Below are 21,575 nucleotides of genomic sequence, written 5' to 3'. Positions count from 1 at the left end.
GTGTGGTCGTGTCTAAAGTGCCACTATTTGCCAGTGACCATCGCTATAGACCAGCCGACGGTTGCAGCGATGCGCCTCGGGAGCGGTGGCTTGGCCCGGCAAGGCCTGCACCACTCGCTCGCCTCGCTCACGCAGCGCCGCGATGGCTTCGCCAGCGCCCTCTCCCTGGGCCGGCGCCCAGATGCCGTCACAGGCCGGCTCGCTCTGTACCAGGCTGGCCAGAAGCTTGAGATCCATGGAAAAGCCCGTCGCCGGTCGCGCACGACCGAAAGCCCTTCCGGTGTCATCATAGCGTCCGCCCTTGGCCAACGCCTGGCCATAGCCGGGGACGAAAGCCGCGAACATCATGCCGGTGTGGTAACGGTAGCCTCGCAGCTCGGCAAGATCGAAATAGAGCTCGACCTGGGGGTGGGCTTCCAGCACACCCTGATATAGCGCGCGCAACTGAGCCAGGGCCTCCGATACCGCAACCGGAGCCCCGGCAAAGCGATCGCGGGCCTCGTCCAGTATCTCCGGCCCACCGTGCAGCTCGCCCAGTGCCATGAGCATTGCCGCCAATGCCGGATCCGACACGCTGGCAGCGACCTGCTCCGACAAGGCGCCAGGCGACTTCAACTCGAGCGCCTCGAATAGCGCCCTCTCCTGATCACTGTCGAGTTCTGCCGCCTCGACCAGGCTGCGGTAGATGCCGATATGGCCAAGGGCCAGATGCAGCTCCTCGGCGCCCGCCAGCTTGAGACTGGTCAACGCCAACAGCAGAATCTCAAGGTCGGCTTCCAGGCCGGCATGGCCAAACAGCTCGACGCCGACCTGCACCGGGCTACGCCCACCCTGATGCTGGTCGGCCTTGGCGCGCAGCACGTTGGTGCAGTAACAGAGCCTGGCAGGCCCCTGGTGTCGCATCGAGTGAGCGTCCATCCGTGCCACCTGGGGCGTCACGTCGGCGCTGACCCCCATCATCCGACCGGTCAACTGGTCGGTCAGCTTGAAGGTCTGCAGATCAAGGTCGGTGCCCGTACCGGTCAGCAGGGAGTCGAGAAACTCCACCGGTGGCGGCATTACCTGATCGTAACCCCAGCAGTGATAGAGATCGAGCAGCGCTCGGCGCAGCTCTTCCATGCGGCTCGCCTGAGGCGGCAGCACTTCGTCCATGCCGTCGGGCAGCAGCCAGCGGTCAGCAATGGTCATGTTGTCAATCCTGCAAGACGATTGGGAGCGGGCGGAAAGGAGTACCGTTACCAAAGAATGCCCACAAAAAAACCGGGCCACGCCCGGTTCAAGGATTCTATCACGTTTGACGGCGGGTTGAACCCCGCCAGGAGCCGTTGATGAGGCTCATGGAAGCGGCAGGAAACACCATCCAGGGTGCTCCCCGCCCCTTCCGCGCTTAGCCGTGCTCAGTCCTGCGGCTCAGGAAACGGCGACTTGAGGTAGCGGAAGAAGTCGCTGGAAGTGTCCAGCACCAGCATATCCTGCTCACCGTCGAAGCTATCACGATAGGCGTTGAGGCTACGCCAGAAGGAGAAGAACTCCTGGTCCTGGCTGTACGCCTCGGAGAAGATCCCCGCCGCTTCGGCGTCGCCTTCACCGCGCAGCGTTTCGGCACGCTCGGTAGCCTGCGCCAGAAGCACCTGACGACGACGATCGGCATTGGCGCGAATACGCTCAGCCTCTTCCTGGCCCTGGGCGCGCCACTCGCGGGCCTCCCGCTCACGCTCGGAGCGCATGCGATCATAGACCGCCGCCGAGACGTCTTCCGGCAGGTCGATCCGCTTGACCCGGATATCGAGTATCGAGACCCCGAGTTCTTCGCGCATCAGCGTGTCGAGTTCCTCGGTCGGGCGGATCATCAGGTCGTCGCGGCGCTCGGCGATGATCTGCTGCAGGTCCAGGCGACCGAACTCGTTACGCAGGCTCTCGTCGACCCGCGGCTGGATCAGGCGGATCGCCATCAGCTCGTCGCCGGCTGTCGCCTCGTAGTAACGCGTCGGGTTGACCACCTGCCACTTGACGAAGGAGTCGACGATCACCGCCTTCTGCTCGAGAGTCAGGTAGCGGCTGGTATCGGTATCCAGCGTCAGTACGCGGGTATCGAACTTGCGTATGGTCTGGGTGATCGGCACCTTGAAGTGAAGGCCCGGCTGGATGTTCTCCTCGATGACCTCACCGAAGCGCAGCTTGACGGCACGCTCGGTCTCGTCGACCACGTAGAGAGTATTGCTGGCAAGCCAGGCAGCGGCAGCCAGGGTTCCCACGATAATCAGTGAACGATTATTGATCATTTAGCGGCCCTCCCTGCGGATACCACTGTTGCTGCCACCGCCCTGCGAGGAGGAGGTGGTACGGAGCCGCTCGAGCACGCGCGGATCCAGCTCGCCGCTCTCGCCACGTGCACCGTCGCCATCGCCTTCGCCGCTGCGGGCTCCGCCGGGACGCTGGTCGAGAGGCAGATACATCAGCGGTGTCTCATCGCTGACGTCGATCAGCACCTTCGGCGTCTCGCCGAAGACCTCTGCGATGGCATCCAGGTAGAGACGCTCACGCATGATTTCCGGCGCATTGCGGTACTGGACCAGCAGTGAATTGAAGCGGTTGGCCTGACCCTGGGCCTCGGCAACCACCGACTCACGGTAACCCTGACCCTGCTCGACCAGGCGCTGCGCCTGACCTTGAGCGGCAGGAATGATGGCATTGGCGTAGGCCATGCCCTCGTTGATGGTCCGCTGCCGATCCTCGCGTGCCCTGATGACGTCATCGAAGGCGTCGATGACCGGGCCCGGCGCTGAGGTGGACTCGATGTTGATGGTCTGCAGACGAATACCGGTGCCGTAGCTGTCCAGATAGCTCTGCAGGCGGCTGGCGACGGAGCTACCGAGAATTTCCCGCCCGGAGGTGAGAATCTCGATCATGTCGGTGCCACCGACCACGTGACGCAGCGCGGAATCCAGCGCATTCTCGATCGACAGCTGGGGGTTGCGCACGTTGAGCACGAAGTCACGCGGGCTGTTGACTTGGTACTGGGCCGAGATCTCGACCTCGACGATATTCTCGTCGCGAGTCAGCATCGCCTGTGACTGGGTCAGCGAACGCACCCGGGTCACGTTGACCATGCGCACATCATCGATCAGGGGCGGATTCCAGTGCAGGCCGGGGGTGACCACGTCCTGGAACTTGCCGAAGCGCAGCACCACACCACGCTCTGCCTGGTCGACCAGGTAGAAACCCGATGCCCCCCAGATCGCCAGGGCAATGACGAGCAGCAGGCCAGGCAATGCCAAGGTGTTGCGCGGCTTGCCACTGCCCCCCTTGCCGCCCCGGCCACCGCCACCCTTGCCACCGCGGCCGCCAAGCATGCTGTTGAGCTTGTCCTGAAATTTCTTCAGGGCTTCATCGAGGTCGGGTGGCCCCTGGTTACCGCCACGGTTACCGCCGCCGCCGTTACCGCCGCCGCGTCGGCCCCCTCCGCTCCAGGGGTCATTCTGGTTGCCACCGCCACCAGGCTCATTCCAAGCCATACGTCGTCTCCACTCTGCGTTGCCTCCCCGCCACCATCGTCCGGGCGGTGGGGGAGTCGGTTGCCATCCTGTCGTCGGCGCCAACGGCGCCTGGCTATTCTGTTATAGGGAAGCCGGTCCACTCGGCCAGACAGCCGGGGCTATCTGTCCTCCCAAACCGGGCGCTCACACAGTTCGGTAGGAAGGTAGTCCTCTGCCCGCTCGCCCAGTCGGGCCATCAGCTGCAGGAAGTCGCGTCGGGGCAGGCGCACCCTGAGCTCCACTCCGCCTTCCGGTTCCTCGAAATGCTCTTCCCTGACGGCGCCGAGCTCATGCAAGCCTGCCCGCAGTCGCCCCTGTTCCGGCGACAGAGTCAGGGAAAAATCGATCACGTCTTCAGCGAGGCACTCCGACAGCGCCTCTTCCAACAACTCGAGCCCCCTGTCCTCCCGTGCGGACAGCCAGACCACCTCGGGGCGGCCATGGCCGTCACGCTCGATTCGCGGGGCGCTGTCGAGCAGGTCGATCTTGTTCATTACCTTGAGCATCGGCACGTCCAGGGCACCGATTTCATTCAGCACGCCCTCGACCTCGGCAATATTACGCTCGCGGTCGGGGTCTGCGGCATCGATGACATGCACCAACAGGGCGGCTTCGGCGGCCTCCTGAAGGGTGGCCTGAAACGCCTCCACCAGCTTGTGCGGCAGGTGGCGAATGAAACCTACGGTATCGGCCAATACCACGGGGCCCACATCGCCGATTTCCAGGCGTCTCAGGGTCGGGTCGAGGGTAGCGAACAGCTGATCGGCGGTATAGACCTTCGATTCGGTCAACGCATTGAACAGCGTCGACTTGCCAGCGTTGGTATAGCCAACCAGAGAAACGCTGGGTATCTCCGCCCGGGCACGGGCACGCCGATTCTGGGCGCGCTGGCTACGCACCTTGTCGAGTCGTTTGTGGATCGCCTTGATGCGCGCTCTCAGCAGTCGCCGGTCGGTCTCGAGCTGGGTTTCACCGGGCCCGCGCAGGCCGATACCGCCCTTCTGTCGCTCCAGGTGGGTCCAGCCGCGCACCAGCCGTGTGGACATGTACTCCAACTGAGCCAGCTCGACCTGCAGCTTGCCTTCATGGGTACGCGCCCGCTGGGCGAAGATATCGAGGATGAGCCCCGTACGATCAAGCACACGGCACTTGAGCACCTGCTCCAGGTTGCGCTCCTGCGAAGGACTCAGAGCATGGTTGAAGATCACCAGTTCGGCGCCGTGCACACTCAGCGTTTCTCGCAGTTCCTCGACCTTGCCGCTACCGATGAAGGTCCGCGAATCGGGCCGATGCCGGCTACCACTCAGCAGGGTGGCCGGCTCGGCGCCCGCGGAACGCACCAGCTCCAGGAATTCCCCTGGATCCTCGCGCTCACGCTCATCCTGAAAGTCCACATGAACCAGTACTGCCGTTTCGCCGGCATCGGGACGTTCAAAAAACAATCAATATCCTCACTCGTTGCTGTCCGGCTGAGCCGCTGGATCCTGCGGTGGCAGGCGCACGTTGCGCGATGGCACCACCGTGGAAATGGCATGCTTGTATACCATCTGGCTGACGGTATTGCGCAGCAGGATGACGAACTGATCGAATGATTCGATCTGCCCCTGCAGCTTGATGCCGTTGACCAGGAAAATCGACACCGGAATGCGCTCCTTGCGCAGGATATTCAGGTACGGGTCTTGAAGGGATTGCCCTTTGGACATGCTACCTCTCCCTAAAACATTCTCATGAGGGGTGGAAGTTGTGTTCTTGGGTTGTCTGCCTAATGCGGCATGACACCATGCCGGCTCGGCCTGGTCACCCGGCCACTCGAAGCCAACATCTTACGCTAAGAGCCGAATTCGCGCACGAGTTTCAGGACCTCACCCAATGCATCGTTACCCTGGGTATCGACCCAGTGTAGTCCCGGCCAGCCACGTAACCATGTCAATTGACGCTTTGCCAACTGCCGTGTCGCAACGATGGTGCGATGGCTCAGCTGCTCGATATCACCCTGGCCATCGAGCTTACCATCGAGATAGTCCCATACCTGACGATAGCCCACACTCTTCATGGAGGGCAGCTCAGGGTGGAGATCGCCTCGGGCACGAAGCGCCATCACTTCCTCGATCAAGCCGGCCTCCAGCATGGCATCGAAACGTCCGGCAATACGCTGATGCAGGATGCGACGCTCGAACGGCGTGATACCTATCGACAACACATGCCACGGGAAGGTTTCAGAACGTTGCCGGCGCCAGAGTTCAGTGAGCGTATGGTTGCAGGCACGATAGACTTCCATGGCCCGCATAAGACGCTGGGGATCGTTGGGATGGATGCGCTGGGCGGACTCGGGATCGATGCGTGCCAGTGACGCATGGAGGGCGGTGAGCCCATCCCGTTCGACCTCACGCTTCAGTTCAGCACGAATCGCCGGATCGGCCGGCGGCAGGTTGGCTACGCCCTCCAGCAGGCGCTTGGCATACATCATGGTGCCGCCCACCAGCAGTGGCACCCGGCCCGCTGCGGTGATTTGTCGCATCTCGCGAAGTGCGTCATCGCGGAAATCCGCCGCCGAATAGGGCTCGGCCGGGTCACGTATGTCGATCAGGCGGTGCGGCGCCCGGACAAGTTCCTGGGGCGAGGGCTTGGCGCTGCCGATATCCATGCCGCGATAGACCATGGCCGAATCCATGCTGATCAGGTCACACCCGAGGCGCTCATGCAGCGTCATGGCCAGGTCGGTCTTGCCGGCGGCGGTGGGACCCATCAGCAGGATGGCGGGGGGACGGGTATCTGGCATCAAATGTCTCGGGCTTGGAGCAGAGAAGCTGAGCCGGCGCTTCTCGCACGCAGGTGGATAACCTTTGGATCTTCACACTTTGGCGTGAAATGGCAAGGGAAGTCATGGCCGCGCTGTAGGAGTATCTTCAGATCACGACTGGAGGCCAAAGGACTCCCGGCGGCGTTACCGATGGTCGCGGTTATTGCCAGCACGGCAGCCTCCGCCGGGCGCCTATCGGCGCCAGTCGCGATGGGAACTCGGAGCGCCGAACCGAGCGCTCCAACAAGGAGCGCCTGCGTCGCTGTCGTCGAGCCCCCTTCCGCAATGCAGCCTATGCAGAGCAGGTTCACGCCAAAATTCGATGAACCTAACGTTTGCTACTGCCCTCTCATAAAGAGCCGGTCCAGTTCCTTGAGGGACATCTCGGTCCAGGTGGGACGGCCGTGATTGCACTGGCCGCTGCGCTCGGTGCGCTCCATGTCACGCAGCAATGCGTTCATTTCCGCGATCGTCAGCCGCCGGTTGGCTCGCACGCTGCCATGGCAGGCCATGGTGGCCAGCAGCTCGTTGACGTGGGCTTCCAGGCGATCGGACCGGCCGTAGCGCTCCAGGTCGCTCAGCATGTCGCGAATCAACGGCTCGACATCGGCATCCATCAGCAGCGCCGGAACCTGGCGTACCAGCAAGGTCTCGGGGCCGGCCACGTCGAGCTCCACACCGAGCCGGGAGAAGGCGTCTCGCTCGGCCTCCGCGGTGGAGACTTCCGCGGCGCTGGCCGCCAGCGACACCGGCACCAGAAGCGGCTGAGCCTGCAGTCCACCATCATCCCCGGCATCACCGTGCACCTGATGCTTCATGCGCTCGTAGACGATGCGCTCATGGGCAGCATGCATATCGACGATCATCAGGCCACGCTCCGTCTCGGAGAGAATATAGACACCATGCAGCTGGGCAATGGCGTAGCCCAGCGGTGGCGCCCGGGTGGCATCCTCTTCGGGCAACGTGGTTCGCGCCGACAGGGCGCCGGTATCTGCAACCGCGGGCTGGCGCTCGGCCAAGGTCGCGCCGGCACCCGGCGCTGCCGGCTGGGGGGTGAGCAGGCTCTCCTCATGTTCCGGATGCAGCGCCCGATAGCCATTCATGAAGGCCCGCACGCGATCCGGCGTCACCCGCTCGCCGTCGCCGCCAGACTGAGCGTGCAGCGCCATAGGCTGCTGTTGCCAGCGCCCACCCCTTTCACGGACCTCGTGCCCAGCCCGACCCGCCTCGTCGCTCGCCGGCACGCCCTCGACCACGTCGGCGACATGCTCGCCGGGACGCGCCTCGGCCAGGGCCCGGTGCAGGCTCGAGAACAGAAAGTCATGCACCATGCGGCCGTCCCGAAAGCGCACTTCATGCTTGGTGGGGTGAACATTGACGTCCACCACCGTGGGGTCGACCTCGAGGTAGAGCACGAACACAGGATGGCGGCCATGAAACAGCACGTCCCGATAGGCCTGACGTATGGCGTGGGCCACCAGGCGATCACGCACCACCCGGCCGTTGACGAAGAAGTACTGCTGATCGGCCTGGGCTCTGGAGTGGGTCGGCAAGCCAACCCATCCCCATAGCCTCAGGCTGCCGGCCTCGAGATCCAGGTGCAGGGCGTTGTCGAGAAAGCCCTTGCCGAGCAAGGCACTGATACGCCGCTCGCGGGCAGCCGAATCGGGGCTGGCTGGCAGCTGATGCACGGTCTTCTGGTTATGCCGAAGGACCCAGGCTATATCGAAACGCGACAGTGCCAGGCGACGGAACGCCTCTTCCACATGGCCGTATTCGGTCTTCTCGGTACGCAGGAACTTGCGCCGTGCCGGCGTATTGAAGAACAGGTCGCGAACCGTCAGGGAGGTCCCGCGTGGGTGTGGTGCCGGCGTGACACGAGGCTCCATCTGGCGACCTTCGGCGACCACTCGCCACCCGTTGCGGGGGTCGTCGTCGACGTTGGCCATCAGCTCCAGCCGCGACACCGAGCTGATCGAGGCCAGCGCCTCGCCGCGAAAGCCCAGGCTGGCCACCCCCTCGAGGTCTTCCAATGATGCGATCTTGCTGGTGGCATGACGCGACAGGGCCAACGGCAGGTCCTCCTCGCCGATACCGCAGCCATCGTCACGCACTCGAATCAGCCGGGTGCCGCCCGCCTCGAGCTCCACCTCGATCCGCCGACTGCCGGCGTCGATGGCATTCTCGACCAGTTCCTTGACTACCGACGCCGGACGCTCGACCACTTCGCCAGCGGCAATCTGGTTGGCCAGCCGCGGGTCGAGCACCCGTATACGACGCGCCTCAAGCGTTTCGTCAGTCACTGTCATGAGCGAGGGATCCTCAGCACCTGTCCGACGCGAATCACGTCCCCGTTCAGCTCGTTGGCCTGCTTGAGCTGCCCCACCGGCACGCCATGGCGTGCCGCGATCTGGGACAGGGTATCTCCCGGCTGGATTCGATACTCGTTGCCGGAGGGGCTGCGCTGATTGTCGCGCTGCCAGGCCAGCAGGCTGGCTGGGGGCGGATTGCTGTGAAAATGAGAGCGCATCCCGGCGAAGATCGATTCAGCCATCTGCTGCTGGTGGCCAGAGTCACGCAGGCGTCGCTCTTCATCGGGGTTGGAGATGAAACCGGTCTCGATCAGCAGCGAAGGAATATCGGGCGACTTCAGCACCATGAAGCCAGCCTGCTCGACACGCGACTTGTGCAACCGATTGACACGTCCCAACTGATCCAGCACCTGCCCACCGATAGCCAGGGAGTCATTGAGCGTCGCGGTCATGGTCAGGTCGAGCAGTACGCCTCGCAGCACCTCATCCTTGTCGTTGAGCGAGAGGTTGCCATCCACGCCGCCGATCAGGTCGGCCTGGTTCTCGCTTGCCGCCAGCCACTGGGCGGTTTCCGAGGTGGCACCGCGCTGGGAGAGGGCATAAACGGAACTGCCGTTGGGGCGGGGGCTGTTGAAGGCATCGGCATGAATGGAAACGAAGAAGTCGGCCTTCTGCTCCCGAGCGATACGGGTGCGCTGTCGCAAGCCAATATAATAGTCCCCGTCGCGAATCATCACGGCTCGAAAGCCATCGGTGTCGTCCACCAGTCGCTGCAGCCGGCGACTGATTTCCATGACCACATCTTTCTCACGCGTACCGCCAGGCCCGATGGCGCCGGGGTCCTCCCCCCCATGACCAGGGTCGATGGCGATGATGATATCGCGGCGGGGGTGGGGGGCCGCAGGCTGGCTCGCTAGAGCGGTGTCGGCACCCCCCCGTGACGGACTCTCCGCTCCTTGGGCACGGCCACGACCGGCGACGATTTCCTGTTCACGGATCATTGCCTCGATGGGGTCGATCGGGTTCTCCACCGCACTTTCGCCCGGATACTCCATATCAAGCACCAGACGGTGACCATATTGGTCATTGGGCGGCAACGTGAAGTGGCGCGGCTCCACCTCGCGGGAGAGTTCCAGCACCACCCGCAAGCCATTGCCGTCCCGCACCCCGCTACGCACGGCAGTAATGGCACTGCCGTCCAGGTTCAACGAGGAAAGCTCGGTATTGAGGCCGCTGTCGTCGAGATCGATGACCAGCCGCCGAGGATCGTCGAGCAGGAAGATATCGGCCTCGGCATGGCCAGAGAGGTCAAAGACCAGGCGGGCATGATCGGGAGCGGCCCAGAGACGCACATTGTCGACCTGCGCCGACTGCGCCAGTGGGGCGAGCAACAACAGCGAAAACAGCAGTGCGCAGAGCGCGCAGCGCCGCAAGAGCACTGTGGCAAAAGGCTCTCTCGAGCGAAATAGGGAAGGCAGGGATCGAGTCATCATCACTGTTGTTCGCGTTCCTGCTCGATAATCACGTCGTCAGAGGCCATCTCCTGCGACAGCATCGCCAGGACGGAACGCCCCAGGTCGGAGAAGGCCTCCAGGCTGGCGGTACGCCCCGGCTCGCTCAGGCTCAGGGTGATACACAAGTCGGGCTCCGGCAACCACCCCGCACCCCGGCTTGGCCACTCGACAATGCACAGAGCGTCATCGGCGAACAAGTCGCGGCCACCGATGAACTCCAGCTCCTCCGGGTCCCCCAGTCGATAGAGATCGAAATGGTAGAGACGCTTGCCACCGATTTCGTAAGGCTCCACCAGGGTGTAGGTCGGGCTCTTCACGGCCCCCTGGTGACCATGGGCGCGCAGGACACCGCGCGTGAGCGTGGTCTTGCCGGCCCCCAACTCGCCCTCCAGATAGACACGCCCCTGACCGTCCAGAGCACGCCCCAGACGCCTACCGAAGGCGACCTGTCGGTCTTCATCATCGAGTCGCACGCGCATCGTCGCTACCTGCCTGGGGATAGATACCAAAGTTGGCCTCGGGGTTGATCAGACTTCGGGCATAGGATGCCAGATCGGCAGCCAGCAGACCACGCTCACCGCCATCCCGGGCGGCCAGATCGGCTGCCATGGCATGCACGACCACGCCCAGCCTTGCGGCACTCTCCAGCGGCACCCCCTGGGCCAATAACGCGCCCAGGATACCCGAGAGGACATCGCCCATCCCCCCGGAGGCCATGCCGGGGTTGCCATAGGGACAGACCGCCAGTCCCATTGGCCCGGCCACCAGCGTGCCGGCACCCTTGAGTATGATCACCCCACCGCGCTGGCGCTGCAGTTCGGCCGTCGCCGCCGGTCGGTCCGCCTCCACCTCGTCGGCACTGATGCCGAGCAGGCGAGCCGCCTCGCCGGGATGCGGGGTCAGTATCCAGTCGTCTCGCCGCTCTTCGGCCCAGCGACTCGCCAGCAGGTTGAGGCCGTCGGCATCCACCACCAGAGGCAGTCCGGCCGACAGGGAGGCCTGGAGCATCCCCTGCCCCCAAGCGCCCTGCCCAAGCCCCGGCCCTACCACCAGGATATCGGCACGGAAAGGAAGGTCGCCGAGGTCGGCCGCTCCGCGCACGCCGTGAACCATGACCTCGGGGCGGTACGTCAGAGAAGCCGACACATGTTCCGGCGCCGTGGCCAGGCTGACTTTGCCGGCGCCAAGCCTCGCTGCGGCCTCGCTGGCAAGCAGCGCCGCACCACCGAAACCCGGTGCCCCCCCCACCACCAGCACATGGCCCATGGCTCCCTTGTGGGCGTCTCGCGCCCGGGGCGGCAGCAGGGCAGGAATCAGGTCACCGTTCAGCAACCAGGCGGCCGGGGCCAGGTCACAATGAGCGCCAGCTTCGACGCCCAACGCCCGAAAATGCACTTCGCCGGCAAGATCGGGTGCCTGGCCGGTATGCAAGCCGATCTTGTCGCCGATGAAGGTGACCGTCCGAGTGGCTCGCACCGCCACGCCGAGCACGGCCCCGGTATCGGCCTCCAGGCCCGAAGGGATATCGATGGCCAGCACCGGCAGACCACTGGCGTTGATGGCATCGATGGCATCGAGGAAGTCACCGCGCACCTCACCGCCAAGGCCGGTTCCGAGCAAGGCGTCGACCACCACCTCGCCGGTGAAATCCAGGCCCGGCACCCATGGCACCACGCCGACCCCTGCAGCCGTGGCCATTTCGGCGGCCCGCGCCGCGTCGCCCTCCAGGCTCTCAGGCGCCTTGAGCACGATGCGCTGGACGTCGAGCCCCGCCACCCCGGCAAGGGCCGCAAGCACGTGGCCGTCGCCCCCGTTGTTCCCGCCGCCACACAGCACCGTGAGGCGTCGCACTCCCGGCCAGCGGGACTTTAGGCTCTGCCAGGCTGCGGTCGCCGCCCGCTGCATCAGGGCGAAGCCCTCGATACCCGCCGCAATGGTGCGGCGGTCGAGTTCCTGGACCTGGGCGGCCCGATACAGCGGCCTCAGCGTGACCGAGGGTGTCTTGTCGCTATGGCTCGCGGACATCCGGTGTCTCCCCTGCAAAGGATGCTTTATCATGGGAGTGTAAGCTCAATGGCGCTTTCGCCAATCCCCCCAGTACGCATTTACCTGGTTTTTTCTCGATCATGACGCTTCCGGCAAATCTGGACGACAGCGACCTCGCCGCCCTGGCCGACACCATCAAGACCTGGGGTCGGGAGCTGGGCTTCCAACAGGTGGGTATCACGGATGTCGACCTGGCTGACGACGAGCGCTACCTGCAGCGTTGGCTGGACGCCGGCCATCATGGCGAAATGGGCTTCATGGCCAAACATGGCACCAAGCGCACTCGCCCGGAGGAGCTCATTCCCGGCACCATTCGGGTCGTCAGCGTCCGACTCGACTACCTGCCCGCCGAGGTCGAGAGCGCCAAGGTGCTGGGCCAGCCGGGAACCGCCTATGTGTCTCGCTATGCCGTGGGCCGCGACTATCACAAGCTGATGCGCAAGCGCCTGGCGACCCTGGCCAAATGGATCGAGGAGAAGGCGGGCCCCTATGGCTACCGCGCCTTCGTCGATTCCGCCCCGGTGATGGAACGGGCCCTGGCGCGCAAGGCAGGCCTCGGCTGGGTGGGCAAGAATGCCATGCTGCTCAACCCCAGGGCGGGCTCGCTGTTCTTTCTCGGCGAACTTTACGTTGACCTGCCGCTGCCGGTGGATCCCCCCTTCGAGAGCGAACACTGCGGCAGTTGCAGTGCCTGCCGTACCGCCTGCCCCACCGGAGCCATCGTCGAAGACCGTGTGGTGGACGCCAGGGCCTGCATCTCCTATCTCACCATCGAGCTGTTCGGTGCCATCCCCGAGCGCTACCGCGAGGCCATGGGCAACCGGGTGTTCGGCTGCGACGACTGCCAGCTGGTCTGCCCCTTCACCCGCTTTACGCGAGCCACCCGGGAAGAGGACTTCTCCCCGCGCCATGCGCTCGATCGCGCCAGCCTGGTCTCGCTGTTCACCTGGGGCGAGGGGGAGTTCCTGGAGAAGACCGCCGGCAGCCCGATCCGGCGCATTGGCTACGAGCGCTGGCTGCGCAACCTGGCGGTGGGCCTGGGCAACGCCCCCTGGAGCGAAACGGTGGAGGCCGCCCTGCGCGCCCGCCTCGCCTACCCTTCCGACCTGGTCCGCGAGCATGTGCGCTGGGCGCTCGGTCAGCAACGGGAGAAGCGTGGCCAGCTGATCGCTAGCGCCTGAACGTGGTACTGGACTCGCGGCCTTACCGGCGACAGGTCTTCGAGGAGGCGCTGTGAACCCATCCATGGGCGCTACCGATTCCATCCCTGGAATCGGACCTCCTCTCCGACCTGTCCCCGGCGCCGCTAACGCCGCCAGTTGCCCGCCTGCTGGCCGCTTGACGCTGCCCGAAAGCTCTACGCCTCCTCATCCCTTTCACTTCCCGCCAGCCGCAGAAACGTATTGCGATAGTGCGCCAGCTCAGCCACCGACTCGCGAATGTCGTCCAGCGCCTGATGCGTATTGCGCTTGTGAAATCCGGCCAGGGCGCTGGGGTTCCAGCGCTTGGCCAGCTCCTTGAGCGTCGAGACATCCAGGTTGCGGTAGTGGAAGAAGTCCAGCAGCTCCGGCATCTCCCGCTCCAGGAAGCGCCGGTCCTGGTGCACGCTGTTACCGCACATCGGGGACGAACCCGGGGCAACATGGGCCTTGAGAAAATCCAGGGTCTGTCGCTGGGCCTCGGCGGTATCGATCGTGCTTTCCTTCACCCTTGCCACCAGCCCCGACTCGCCGTGGGTCTTCTGATTCCAGTCGTCCATCGCCGCCAGCAAGGCCTCGGGCTGATGGACGGCGAGCACAGGGCCTTCGGCAATCAGGTTCAAGTCACCGTCGGTGATCAGGGTGGCCACCTCGATGATGCGCTCGCGCTCCGGATCAAGCCCGGTCATTTCGAGATCGATCCACACCAGCAGACCCTGGCGCGGTTCAGTGGAATCATTCATGGGCAGCTCCAGAAAAGCGGGCACAGCAGGACACGCCGGGCCACGCTGGTTACAATGCCATCATTGTAACTATCTTCGGGTGCCCATGAGCAAACGCAAGTTGAGCCGCCAGCAACGCTGGCGTATCGAGAAGGTCCAGGCCGAACGCGCTCGCCGCTCCGAGCAGCGCGACGCTCAGGATTCCCGAAAGCTGGCCGCGGGCGAATACGGCCCCGAGCAGCCCGGCCGCGTCATCGCCCACTTCGGGCGCACCCTGGACGTTCGCGGCGATGGCGGCAACGACCCGGTGCGCTGTCACCTGCGCGCCAACCTCGAAGGCCTGGTCACCGGCGACAGGGTCGTCTGGCGCGCCGCCCAGGACAGCAGCGGCAATGTCGTGGACGGTGTCGTGGTAGCCCGCTCCGAGCGACAGAACGTGCTGGAGCGGCCCGATGCCCGAGGCCATCTCAAGCCCGTCGCCGCCAATATCGATCAGATCCTTATCGTCTTCGCCGTGGAGCCCGCGCCCCACCCCAACCTGATCGACCGCTACCTGGTCGCCGCCGAAGCAACCGGCATCGCGCCGGTACTGGTGCTCAACAAGATCGACCTTCTGCCGAAGGGTGGCGGCGAGCTGACGGCGCTACTCCACCGCTACGAGACCCTGGGCTATTCCGTGGTGACATCCACCACGGCCCGGGAAGATGGCCTGGAGGCGCTGCATGCCTGCCTGGCGGAACGCACCTCAGTCTTCGTCGGACAGAGCGGCGTGGGCAAGTCATCGCTTATCGACCGCCTGCTCCCGGATGAGGAACTCCGCATCGGGGCGCTGTCGAAGGACTCACGCAAGGGCACCCACACCACCACCACGGCACGCCTTTATGACCTGCCCACCGCCGAGAAGGCCGAGTTGATCGACTCGCCCGGCATTCGTGAATTCGGGCTGGTCCATCTGGACGAACAGCAGGTCGCCGAAGGCTTCATCGAGTTTCGCGACCTGCTGGGGCGCTGTCGCTTCCGCGACTGCCGACACCAGCAGGAACCGGGGTGTGCCCTGCTCGAAGCCGTGGAGCGCGGGGATGTTCACCCGGAACGCTTTGCCAGCTATCGCCGCATCGTCGAGAGTCTCAACGAGACCTGAGCTTTCGGCATGGCTAGGGTAGAGTGATGACACGACCAGGAGGAGAGCACCATGAGTTCCGAAGAGAATCTGCTGCCGCTGATCGTCGAACCCGAACAGCTTGCCGAGCATCTGGACGATCCTCAGCTGCTGATCATCGACGTACCGCTGAAGGCCGAGAGCCACGATCAGGGGCACGTGCCCGGCGCCGTGTTTCTCGACTTCCGCAAACTCATGCGTGGCGAAGGCGAGGTACCCAACGAGGTGCCAGGCGTCGATGCGCTCTCCCGTCTCTTCTCGGAACTGGGCCTGACCCGCGACACCCATGTGGTGGCCTATGACGACGAGGGCGGCGGCTGGGCCGGGCGGCTGCTGTGGACACTGGAGCTGATGGGACACACCCGCTATTCCTACCTCAACGGCGGTATCCACGCCTGGCGCCAGGCTGGCCAATCCGTCGCCACCGAGCGCCGCACGCCCACTCCCAGCGAGTACGAGGCCGAGATCCTGAATCCCGAGGTGGCCATCGATCGCATCGAACTGCAGGAGCGTCTCGGCGAGAAGGGCTTCGCCATCTGGGATGCCCGCTCGCCGGCGGAGTACCGTGGCGAGAAGGGCGAAAACCGCCAGCTCGGCCACATTCCCGGCGCGGTCAACATGGAGTGGACCGAGGCCATGGACAAGGAGCGCGCGCTGCGCATTCGCGACTACGCCGAGCTGATTACCGAATTGGAAGCGCTGGGCCTGACCCCGGACATGGAAGTGATCACCCACTGCCAGAGCCACCACCGCAGCGGCTTCACCTGGCTGGTGGGCAAGGCACTGGGCTTCGAGAATATCCGCGGCTATGCTGGCTCCTGGCAGGAGTGGGGCAACCGCGACGATACGCCGATAGAGAAATAAGAAGCCTGCAACCAAAGTGCCCGCGCGGGGCGACTCGCGACAATCGAGGACGAAACCCTGACTTTCGTGCGCCGGGTGACGCGCCGGGCTGGAACAAGGTCCCTCTTGCCAGCCCTAAATCGACATCCCTGTCGATTTGCGCTACCCGGCCCACTCAAGCCAGCGCCCTCGCTAATGTCGCTTCGCTGCCCCACCCGGTCATCTCCCCAACCAGCCAACCGGAATCTTTACCTTGTCTCTCGCCAAGTTCTTTGCCCTTATCCAGTACCCGATTCCCCACCACCTGCTCTCGCGACTGGTGGGTTGTCTTGCCGAATGCCGTGTCGCCTGGCTCAAGAATGCGCTGATCCGCGCCTTCATCAAGGTCTTCAAGGTGGACATGGGTGAGGCCGCCGAGCCCGACCCCACGGCCTACGCCACCTTCAACGACTTCTTCACCCGGGAACTGAAGCCGGAAGCCCGCCCCCTGGGCGAAGGGCTGCTCTCCCCCGCCGACGGCAACCTGTCCCAGTTCGGCCCCATCGAGGCGGACCGCCTGCTGCAGGCCAAGGGGCACCGCTTCTCCATGGTCGACCTGCTCGGCGGTGACGCCGACGCTGCGCGACGTTATGCCGGTGGCAGCTACGCCAATATCTACCTCTCGCCCAAGGACTATCATCGCGTGCACATGCCGCTGGCCGGCACCCTGACCGAGATGGTCTATGTGCCGGGGCGGCTCTTCTCGGTCAACGCGGCAACGACGGAGCACGTGCCCAACCTGTTTGCCCGCAACGAGCGCCTGGTGTGCCACTTCGACACCGAATATGGGCCCATGGTGGTGGTGCTGGTAGGCGCCATGATCGTCGCCGCCATCGAGACGGTATGGGCCGGGCAGGTCACACCGCTCTCGGGCCAGGTGCAGCGCATCCGCTTCGACCAGCCGATTCACCTCGAGCGCGGCGCGGAGATGGGACGCTTCAAGCTCGGCTCCACGGTGGTGATGGCCTTCGCCGGCCAGGTCGATTTCGACGATGCGCTGGCGCCCAGGACCAAGGTCGCCATGGGCCAGTCGCTGGGCGGTTTTCCGTATCTGAGCGATTAATCAGCTTCTGAAAGGATAGCGGGCAAAGCTTGGGCAACATCGTTGTCACCCGCCTGCATGAGTGCGGCGGGCGACCTGGTACCAGTTTTACGAATGAGTAATCTTTGTCCCCAGCACCATCATGCATTCACGCATGAAAGCAGCCAGCCCGGTCCAGCCCTTCGCAGACACCATAGTGCCATCGACATAGGCCTCGTGCGGCTTCACGTCGATATAGGTGCCGCCCGCCAGGATGACCTCAGGCTCGCAGGCACCCAAAGCGGCCACCTTTTTTCCACGTACCACGCCGTCTACCGCGACAAGGATCTGCACGCCATGGCAGATCGTGAAGATCGGCTTTCCCTCCTCGTGGAAGTGACGCACCATGGCCTGAATCCGCTTATCGGTGCGAATATATTCCGGTCCACGCCCGCCCGCGCAATATACCGCGTCATATTCGTCCAGCTTAACCTCGGAAAAAGTCTTGTTGATTTCTGCCAGATGCCCGAACCGCTCGATATAGGTCTGGTGTCCCTCGAAATCATGCAACGAGGTCTGGATCATCTCGCCCGCCTTCTTGTCGGGGCAGATAACATGGACAGTATGGCCGACGGCCTCCATACCCTGCTGGAAAACAAAGATTTCATATTCCTCTGTGAACTCACCACAGAGCATAAGAATTTTCTTGCCGCTCATATCCGTCCTCCTATCAGGTGTTATAGTGGCCGGGACATGGCCCGGCCACATGGCATTAGAATGGGCTGTCAGGGAAATAGAACTGATCAGCGTTCTCGGGAGTGATCAGTGGCGCATCCAACTTGAAATTCCCACGCATAGGCGCCTGTCCGGCGAATTGTGCTGCCGTCATGTAGATGGCCGTTTTGATCATCGACGGCGGATAGGGGGTCGAGATAGGAGTCATGGCGTCGTTAGCCATTACCAATTCGATCACGTCCTTCATGCCGTTGCCGCCAAGTGCATATTGGATCTCGGTGCGGCCAGATTGCTTGATCGCTTCCAATACACCTAACAACATATCGTCATCATTGGCCCATACCGCGTCGATCTGCGGGTACTTGGCCAGATAATCCTGCATGAGAGTGAAGGCCTGATCCTGGTTCCAGTTGGCATACTGGATGTCGAGAATCTCGATGTTGGTGTCTTCCATCACATCGGTAAAACCTTGGATTCGTTCATCGTCGATGACGGTAGGAATACCTCGCAGCACGACTATCTGGCCTTCGTTGTCCAGCTTCTCTGCCAGCCACTGTGCAGTATTCGCACCCACCGCAATATTGTCGCCTGCGACATATAAATCCTGAATCGCCGGATCGGTCAGGCCGCGATCTACAACTGTGATAAAGGTACCGCTCTCCTTAACCCGCTCGACGGGCCCGGTCAGTTCTTCCGAGGTGAAGGGCAGAATAACCAATGCGTCAAGGTCCTGACCTACTGACAGGTCTTCAAGCGCTGAAACTTGGGCCGTGGCCGAGGGCGAGGTCTTCACCACCACATTAATATGCGGAAATGCAGCCTCGATTTCTTGCGCAGCCTGTTCTGCGTGATATACAACGCCCCCGGTCCAACCATGCGTAGCAGCGGGGATCGATACGCCGATTGTTCTATTGTCTTTCGCCACGGCGCTAGTCGCGGTTAGTGCCACAAGGCTGACTGCGGAAAGCACAGCGAGTGCATGTTTGGTTGTGAGTTTCATTTCATTCTCCCGATTATGGTTGTAATTTTGACTCATGTTTAAAACCTCCACCCCTCCTCGTGGTGGTTACTTGATGAAGCGATGTGCCAGCATGGCGAGAATGATAATCACCCCTTGCACGGCGGCAACAAGGTATTCCGAAACCATATTGGATAGCACCATCAGGTTCGCAATGACTTCCAGGATCAGCGCACCCGCGATGGTTCCCCAGATCCGTGCCCTGCCACCACGAAGTAACGTGCCGCCGATTACTACAGCCGTGATGACTTGCAATTCCCATAGCTGACCTGTGGTTGGCGTAGCGGCACCAAGACGGGGGATGTAACAGATCGCGGCAATGCCGACGCAGAGCCCCTGAACTCCAAAAGCGATGGTGCGGACCTTTGCGACCGAGACGCCTGAGAAGCGAGCGACATCGGCATTGGATCCGACAGCCATGCAACGACGACCGTACTTGGTGCGATACAGGATGAAGGCACCAACTAGCGCGACCAACAAGGTGATGACCACCGGTATAGGAATGCCCAACAAATCGCCGAAATAAACCGGTCGATAAGGTTCACGCAGCGCCCGGTCCATCGGGATCGAACCGCCATCGGACATCCAGGTGATCAGCGCGCGGAAGATTCCCATCGTGCCAAGGGTGACAATGAAGGGGTCGATCTTGCCCACGGTCACGATCAACCCGTTCAGCAGTCCGCAGGCAGTGCCCACTAGAAGCCCCACAACTGCGCCGACGATGATCGCATTCGCTCCCATCGATGGCTCAAGTTGGTTCATGGTGAGGATCATAATCCCAGTCACAAAGGCCATCATCGACCCGACCGACAGGTCTAGACAGCGTGACGAGATCACGAAGGTTGCACCCACCGCTATGATAGCGATGAAAGCCGATCGAGTGACTACGTTCGCAATGTTGGTCCCAGTCGCGAAGTTCGAGTTCAACATCGTGCCTACCAACAGCACTACTGCCAGCGCGATGAACGGACCCAAAGAGGCCCAGCGGATGCGCCGCGGCACCTTAGATATCGCCATCTCAGTCGTCGCACTTGTCATTATTTTTTCCTCCCCCATAGCTCAACGGTCCTGCGGGGCCGCCAGGTAAGCGTCGCCGGTGGTGGCCGCATAGACGATATTCTGCTCGGTGATCTGATCGCCCGTCAGTTCAGCCACGATGCGCCCTCCACGCATCACCAGTACCCGATCGGCAATGCCGACCAGTTCCGGTAATTCCGACGAGATCACAATGCAGGCTTTATCTGACCGAACCAGTTCGTCGATGAAGTTGTAGATCTGGCTCTTGTTGCCGATGTCGATGCCTCGTGTCGGCTCGTCGATGATGACGACCGAGGGGTGGGTCATCATCACTTTTGCCAGTAGCAGCTTTTGTTGGTTTCCACCGGACAGTTGGCCGGCGCTCAGGTGGACTGAGCCGACGCGAATGTCGTAGTCATCTACAACTTTTTTCAGTGCTGCAACCTCCTTGCGAAGATCCAGCGAAAACCGCGGATGGACATGGTCCAGTGACTGAAGGGTCAGGTTGGGGGCCAGCGGCTCGTCCAGTAGCAGACCCTTTCCCTTACGATCTTCGGTCAGATAGACAAGGCCTTGCTCTCGCCAGTCGCTGACCGAACGATGCGTAATGGGCCGACCCGCCAGTTCGATTCGGCTTGCATCAGCGGACCTCAAGCCCATCAGGCCTTCGAACAGTTCTGTTCGGCCGGAACCGATCATGCCGCCGATACCCAGCACCTCGCCAGGTCGAACCATCAGGCTGGCTTCGACCGCCCCATTGTCGACCGATAGATGTTCAACGACCAACAGCGGAGCGTCCGATGGTTGCGGGCGTTTAGGCGGATACAACACGTCCAGCTTACGGCCTACCATCAGCTCGGCCATCTGACGTTGCAACAGGTCGGCTGCAGGCCATGTACCGATCATCTTTCCATCGCGTAGTACGGTAATGCGATCGGCCAGCACCTCGACCTCGTCCAGACGATGTGAGATGTAAAGGACCGCGGCCCCCTGCGTTCTGAGCCCGCGAACCACATCCAGAAGTGCCGCCACTTCGTCATTGGCCAGAACAGCGGTGGGCTCATCGAAAATCACCACCTTGCGTGGTTCCAGCAGCGCGCGGGCGATTTGCACCAGTTGCCGCTGCGCCAGTGGCAAATCACCCACCCGGTCGCGTGGGCCGCAATGCGCCCCGATCGAGGCCAGCACCTCAGCGGCGCGCTGGTTCATGGTGCGGTCATCGACCATGATGCCACGCCGCAGTTCACGGCCAAGGAAGAGGTTCTCGGCAACGGTCAGGTCTGGCGCCAGCAGGATTTCCTGATGTACCAGTACCACGCCTGCGGCTTCAGCAGCCGTGGAATCGGAGAAATCGACCGTCTGCCCGGCCATGACCAAATGGCCCGCTGTGGGGCGCACATAGCCGGACAACAACTTCATAAGCGTCGATTTCCCCGCGCCGTTCTCGCCAATGATGGCGTGAACCTCGCCCGCGCGGATATTTACAGTAACATCAGACAGCACGGTAATCGGACCATAGGCCTTGGCCAACCCCACAGCCGCAAGCGTCGGTGAATCAGAGCACGCGTCTACCGCCACTGGAGCCGTTGCCGATACGGGAAGGGGGGCGATCCT

General features: G+C 62.9%; 19 protein-coding genes. 4 read left to right on the top strand and 15 right to left on the bottom strand.

Going from position 1 to position 21,575, the window contains the following annotated elements:
- Positions 1-12: 12 nt before the first annotated feature.
- The 10 genes from DU505_RS02210 to DU505_RS02165 all read right to left on the bottom strand — a co-directional run bounded on the left by DU505_RS02210 (position 13) and on the right by DU505_RS02165 (position 12,187).
- Positions 13-1,188 (bottom strand): ATP phosphoribosyltransferase regulatory subunit, encoded by a 1,176-nt coding sequence (locus DU505_RS02210; protein WP_114477351.1) that lies wholly within the window; start codon positions 1,186-1,188, stop codon positions 13-15.
- A 209-nt stretch (positions 1,189-1,397) separates the two neighbouring features.
- Positions 1,398-2,282 carry a protease modulator HflC gene (gene hflC / locus DU505_RS02205; RefSeq protein ID WP_114477350.1) on the bottom strand — a complete coding sequence of 295 codons (885 nt, stop codon included), beginning with the start codon at positions 2,280-2,282 and terminating at the stop codon, positions 1,398-1,400.
- Positions 2,283-3,515 carry an FtsH protease activity modulator HflK gene (hflK, locus tag DU505_RS02200; protein ID WP_114477349.1) on the bottom strand — a complete coding sequence of 411 codons (1,233 nt, stop codon included), beginning with the start codon at positions 3,513-3,515 and terminating at the stop codon, positions 2,283-2,285.
- A 140-nt stretch (positions 3,516-3,655) separates the two neighbouring features.
- Complete coding sequence (gene hflX, locus DU505_RS02195) at positions 3,656-4,978, bottom strand: ribosome rescue GTPase HflX (protein WP_114477348.1); 1,323 nt, start codon at positions 4,976-4,978, stop codon at positions 3,656-3,658.
- 9 nt (positions 4,979-4,987) lie between these two features.
- Positions 4,988-5,239, bottom strand: a complete 252-nt coding sequence (gene hfq / locus DU505_RS02190; RefSeq protein ID WP_114477347.1) for an RNA chaperone Hfq — start codon at positions 5,237-5,239, stop codon at positions 4,988-4,990.
- A 125-nt stretch (positions 5,240-5,364) separates the two neighbouring features.
- Positions 5,365-6,315, bottom strand: coding sequence for a tRNA (adenosine(37)-N6)-dimethylallyltransferase MiaA (gene miaA, locus DU505_RS02185; protein ID WP_114477346.1), 951 nt, complete (start codon positions 6,313-6,315; stop codon positions 5,365-5,367).
- A 359-nt stretch (positions 6,316-6,674) separates the two neighbouring features.
- Positions 6,675-8,645: a DNA mismatch repair endonuclease MutL gene (gene mutL / locus DU505_RS02180; protein WP_114477345.1), complete on the bottom strand. Its 1,971-nt coding sequence runs from the start codon at positions 8,643-8,645 to the stop codon at positions 6,675-6,677.
- The gene (locus tag DU505_RS02175) at positions 8,642-10,141 is read right to left on the bottom strand and encodes an N-acetylmuramoyl-L-alanine amidase (RefSeq protein ID WP_245947741.1); all 1,500 of its coding nucleotides are present in this window, start codon (positions 10,139-10,141) and stop codon (positions 8,642-8,644) included. Before DU505_RS02175 ends, mutL begins: the two co-directional genes overlap by 4 nt.
- Positions 10,141-10,641: a tRNA (adenosine(37)-N6)-threonylcarbamoyltransferase complex ATPase subunit type 1 TsaE gene (gene tsaE / locus DU505_RS02170; protein WP_114477344.1), complete on the bottom strand. Its 501-nt coding sequence runs from the start codon at positions 10,639-10,641 to the stop codon at positions 10,141-10,143. The genes DU505_RS02175 and tsaE overlap by 1 nt, the downstream gene beginning before the upstream one ends.
- Positions 10,622-12,187 carry an NAD(P)H-hydrate dehydratase gene (locus tag DU505_RS02165; RefSeq protein WP_114477343.1) on the bottom strand — a complete coding sequence of 522 codons (1,566 nt, stop codon included), beginning with the start codon at positions 12,185-12,187 and terminating at the stop codon, positions 10,622-10,624. The genes tsaE and DU505_RS02165 overlap by 20 nt, the downstream gene beginning before the upstream one ends.
- A gap of 101 nt (positions 12,188-12,288) precedes the next feature.
- On the opposite strand from DU505_RS02165, the gene queG reads away from it, so the two are divergent.
- Positions 12,289-13,389, top strand: coding sequence for a tRNA epoxyqueuosine(34) reductase QueG (gene queG / locus DU505_RS02160; protein ID WP_114477342.1), 1,101 nt, complete (start codon positions 12,289-12,291; stop codon positions 13,387-13,389).
- 176 nt (positions 13,390-13,565) lie between these two features.
- Here the strand turns inward: queG and orn are convergent, their stop codons facing one another.
- Entirely contained in the window at positions 13,566-14,150 is a 585-nt protein-coding gene (gene orn / locus DU505_RS02155) for an oligoribonuclease (RefSeq protein WP_114477341.1), read from the bottom strand.
- A gap of 85 nt (positions 14,151-14,235) precedes the next feature.
- On the opposite strand from orn, the gene rsgA reads away from it, so the two are divergent.
- The 3 genes from rsgA (at position 14,236) to asd (ending at position 17,233) form a co-directional block, all read left to right on the top strand.
- Complete coding sequence (gene rsgA / locus DU505_RS02150) at positions 14,236-15,270, top strand: small ribosomal subunit biogenesis GTPase RsgA (protein ID WP_114477340.1); 1,035 nt, start codon at positions 14,236-14,238, stop codon at positions 15,268-15,270.
- Between the two features lie 51 nt (positions 15,271-15,321).
- Positions 15,322-16,152 carry a sulfurtransferase gene (locus DU505_RS02145; RefSeq protein WP_114477339.1) on the top strand — a complete coding sequence of 277 codons (831 nt, stop codon included), beginning with the start codon at positions 15,322-15,324 and terminating at the stop codon, positions 16,150-16,152.
- A gap of 232 nt (positions 16,153-16,384) precedes the next feature.
- On the top strand, positions 16,385-17,233 hold the full coding sequence (asd, locus tag DU505_RS02140; protein ID WP_114477338.1) for an archaetidylserine decarboxylase: 849 nt from the start codon (positions 16,385-16,387) through the stop codon (positions 17,231-17,233).
- Positions 17,234-17,320: 87 nt separating this feature from the next.
- On the opposite strand, the gene DU505_RS02135 is transcribed toward asd, so the two are convergent.
- The 4 genes from DU505_RS02135 to DU505_RS02120 form a co-directional block, all read right to left on the bottom strand.
- Positions 17,321-17,908 (bottom strand): DJ-1/PfpI family protein, encoded by a 588-nt coding sequence (locus tag DU505_RS02135; protein ID WP_114477337.1) that lies wholly within the window; start codon positions 17,906-17,908, stop codon positions 17,321-17,323.
- Positions 17,909-17,963: 55 nt separating this feature from the next.
- Positions 17,964-18,926 (bottom strand): substrate-binding domain-containing protein, encoded by a 963-nt coding sequence (locus tag DU505_RS02130; RefSeq protein WP_114477336.1) that lies wholly within the window; start codon positions 18,924-18,926, stop codon positions 17,964-17,966.
- A 66-nt stretch (positions 18,927-18,992) separates the two neighbouring features.
- A complete protein-coding gene (locus DU505_RS02125) occupies positions 18,993-19,982 on the bottom strand; it encodes an ABC transporter permease (RefSeq protein ID WP_114477459.1) in 990 nt (329 codons plus the stop codon).
- Between the two features lie 21 nt (positions 19,983-20,003).
- Positions 20,004-21,491, bottom strand: a complete 1,488-nt coding sequence (locus DU505_RS02120; protein ID WP_220250321.1) for a sugar ABC transporter ATP-binding protein — start codon at positions 21,489-21,491, stop codon at positions 20,004-20,006.
- Positions 21,492-21,575 lie beyond the last annotated feature (84 nt).

This window comes from Billgrantia montanilacus, from assembly GCF_003336675.1.
Lineage (GTDB): Bacteria > Pseudomonadota > Gammaproteobacteria > Pseudomonadales > Halomonadaceae > Halomonas > Halomonas montanilacus.
Note: the sequence above shows the minus strand (reverse complement) of the source record. Positions and strands in the feature narration are given on the sequence as shown.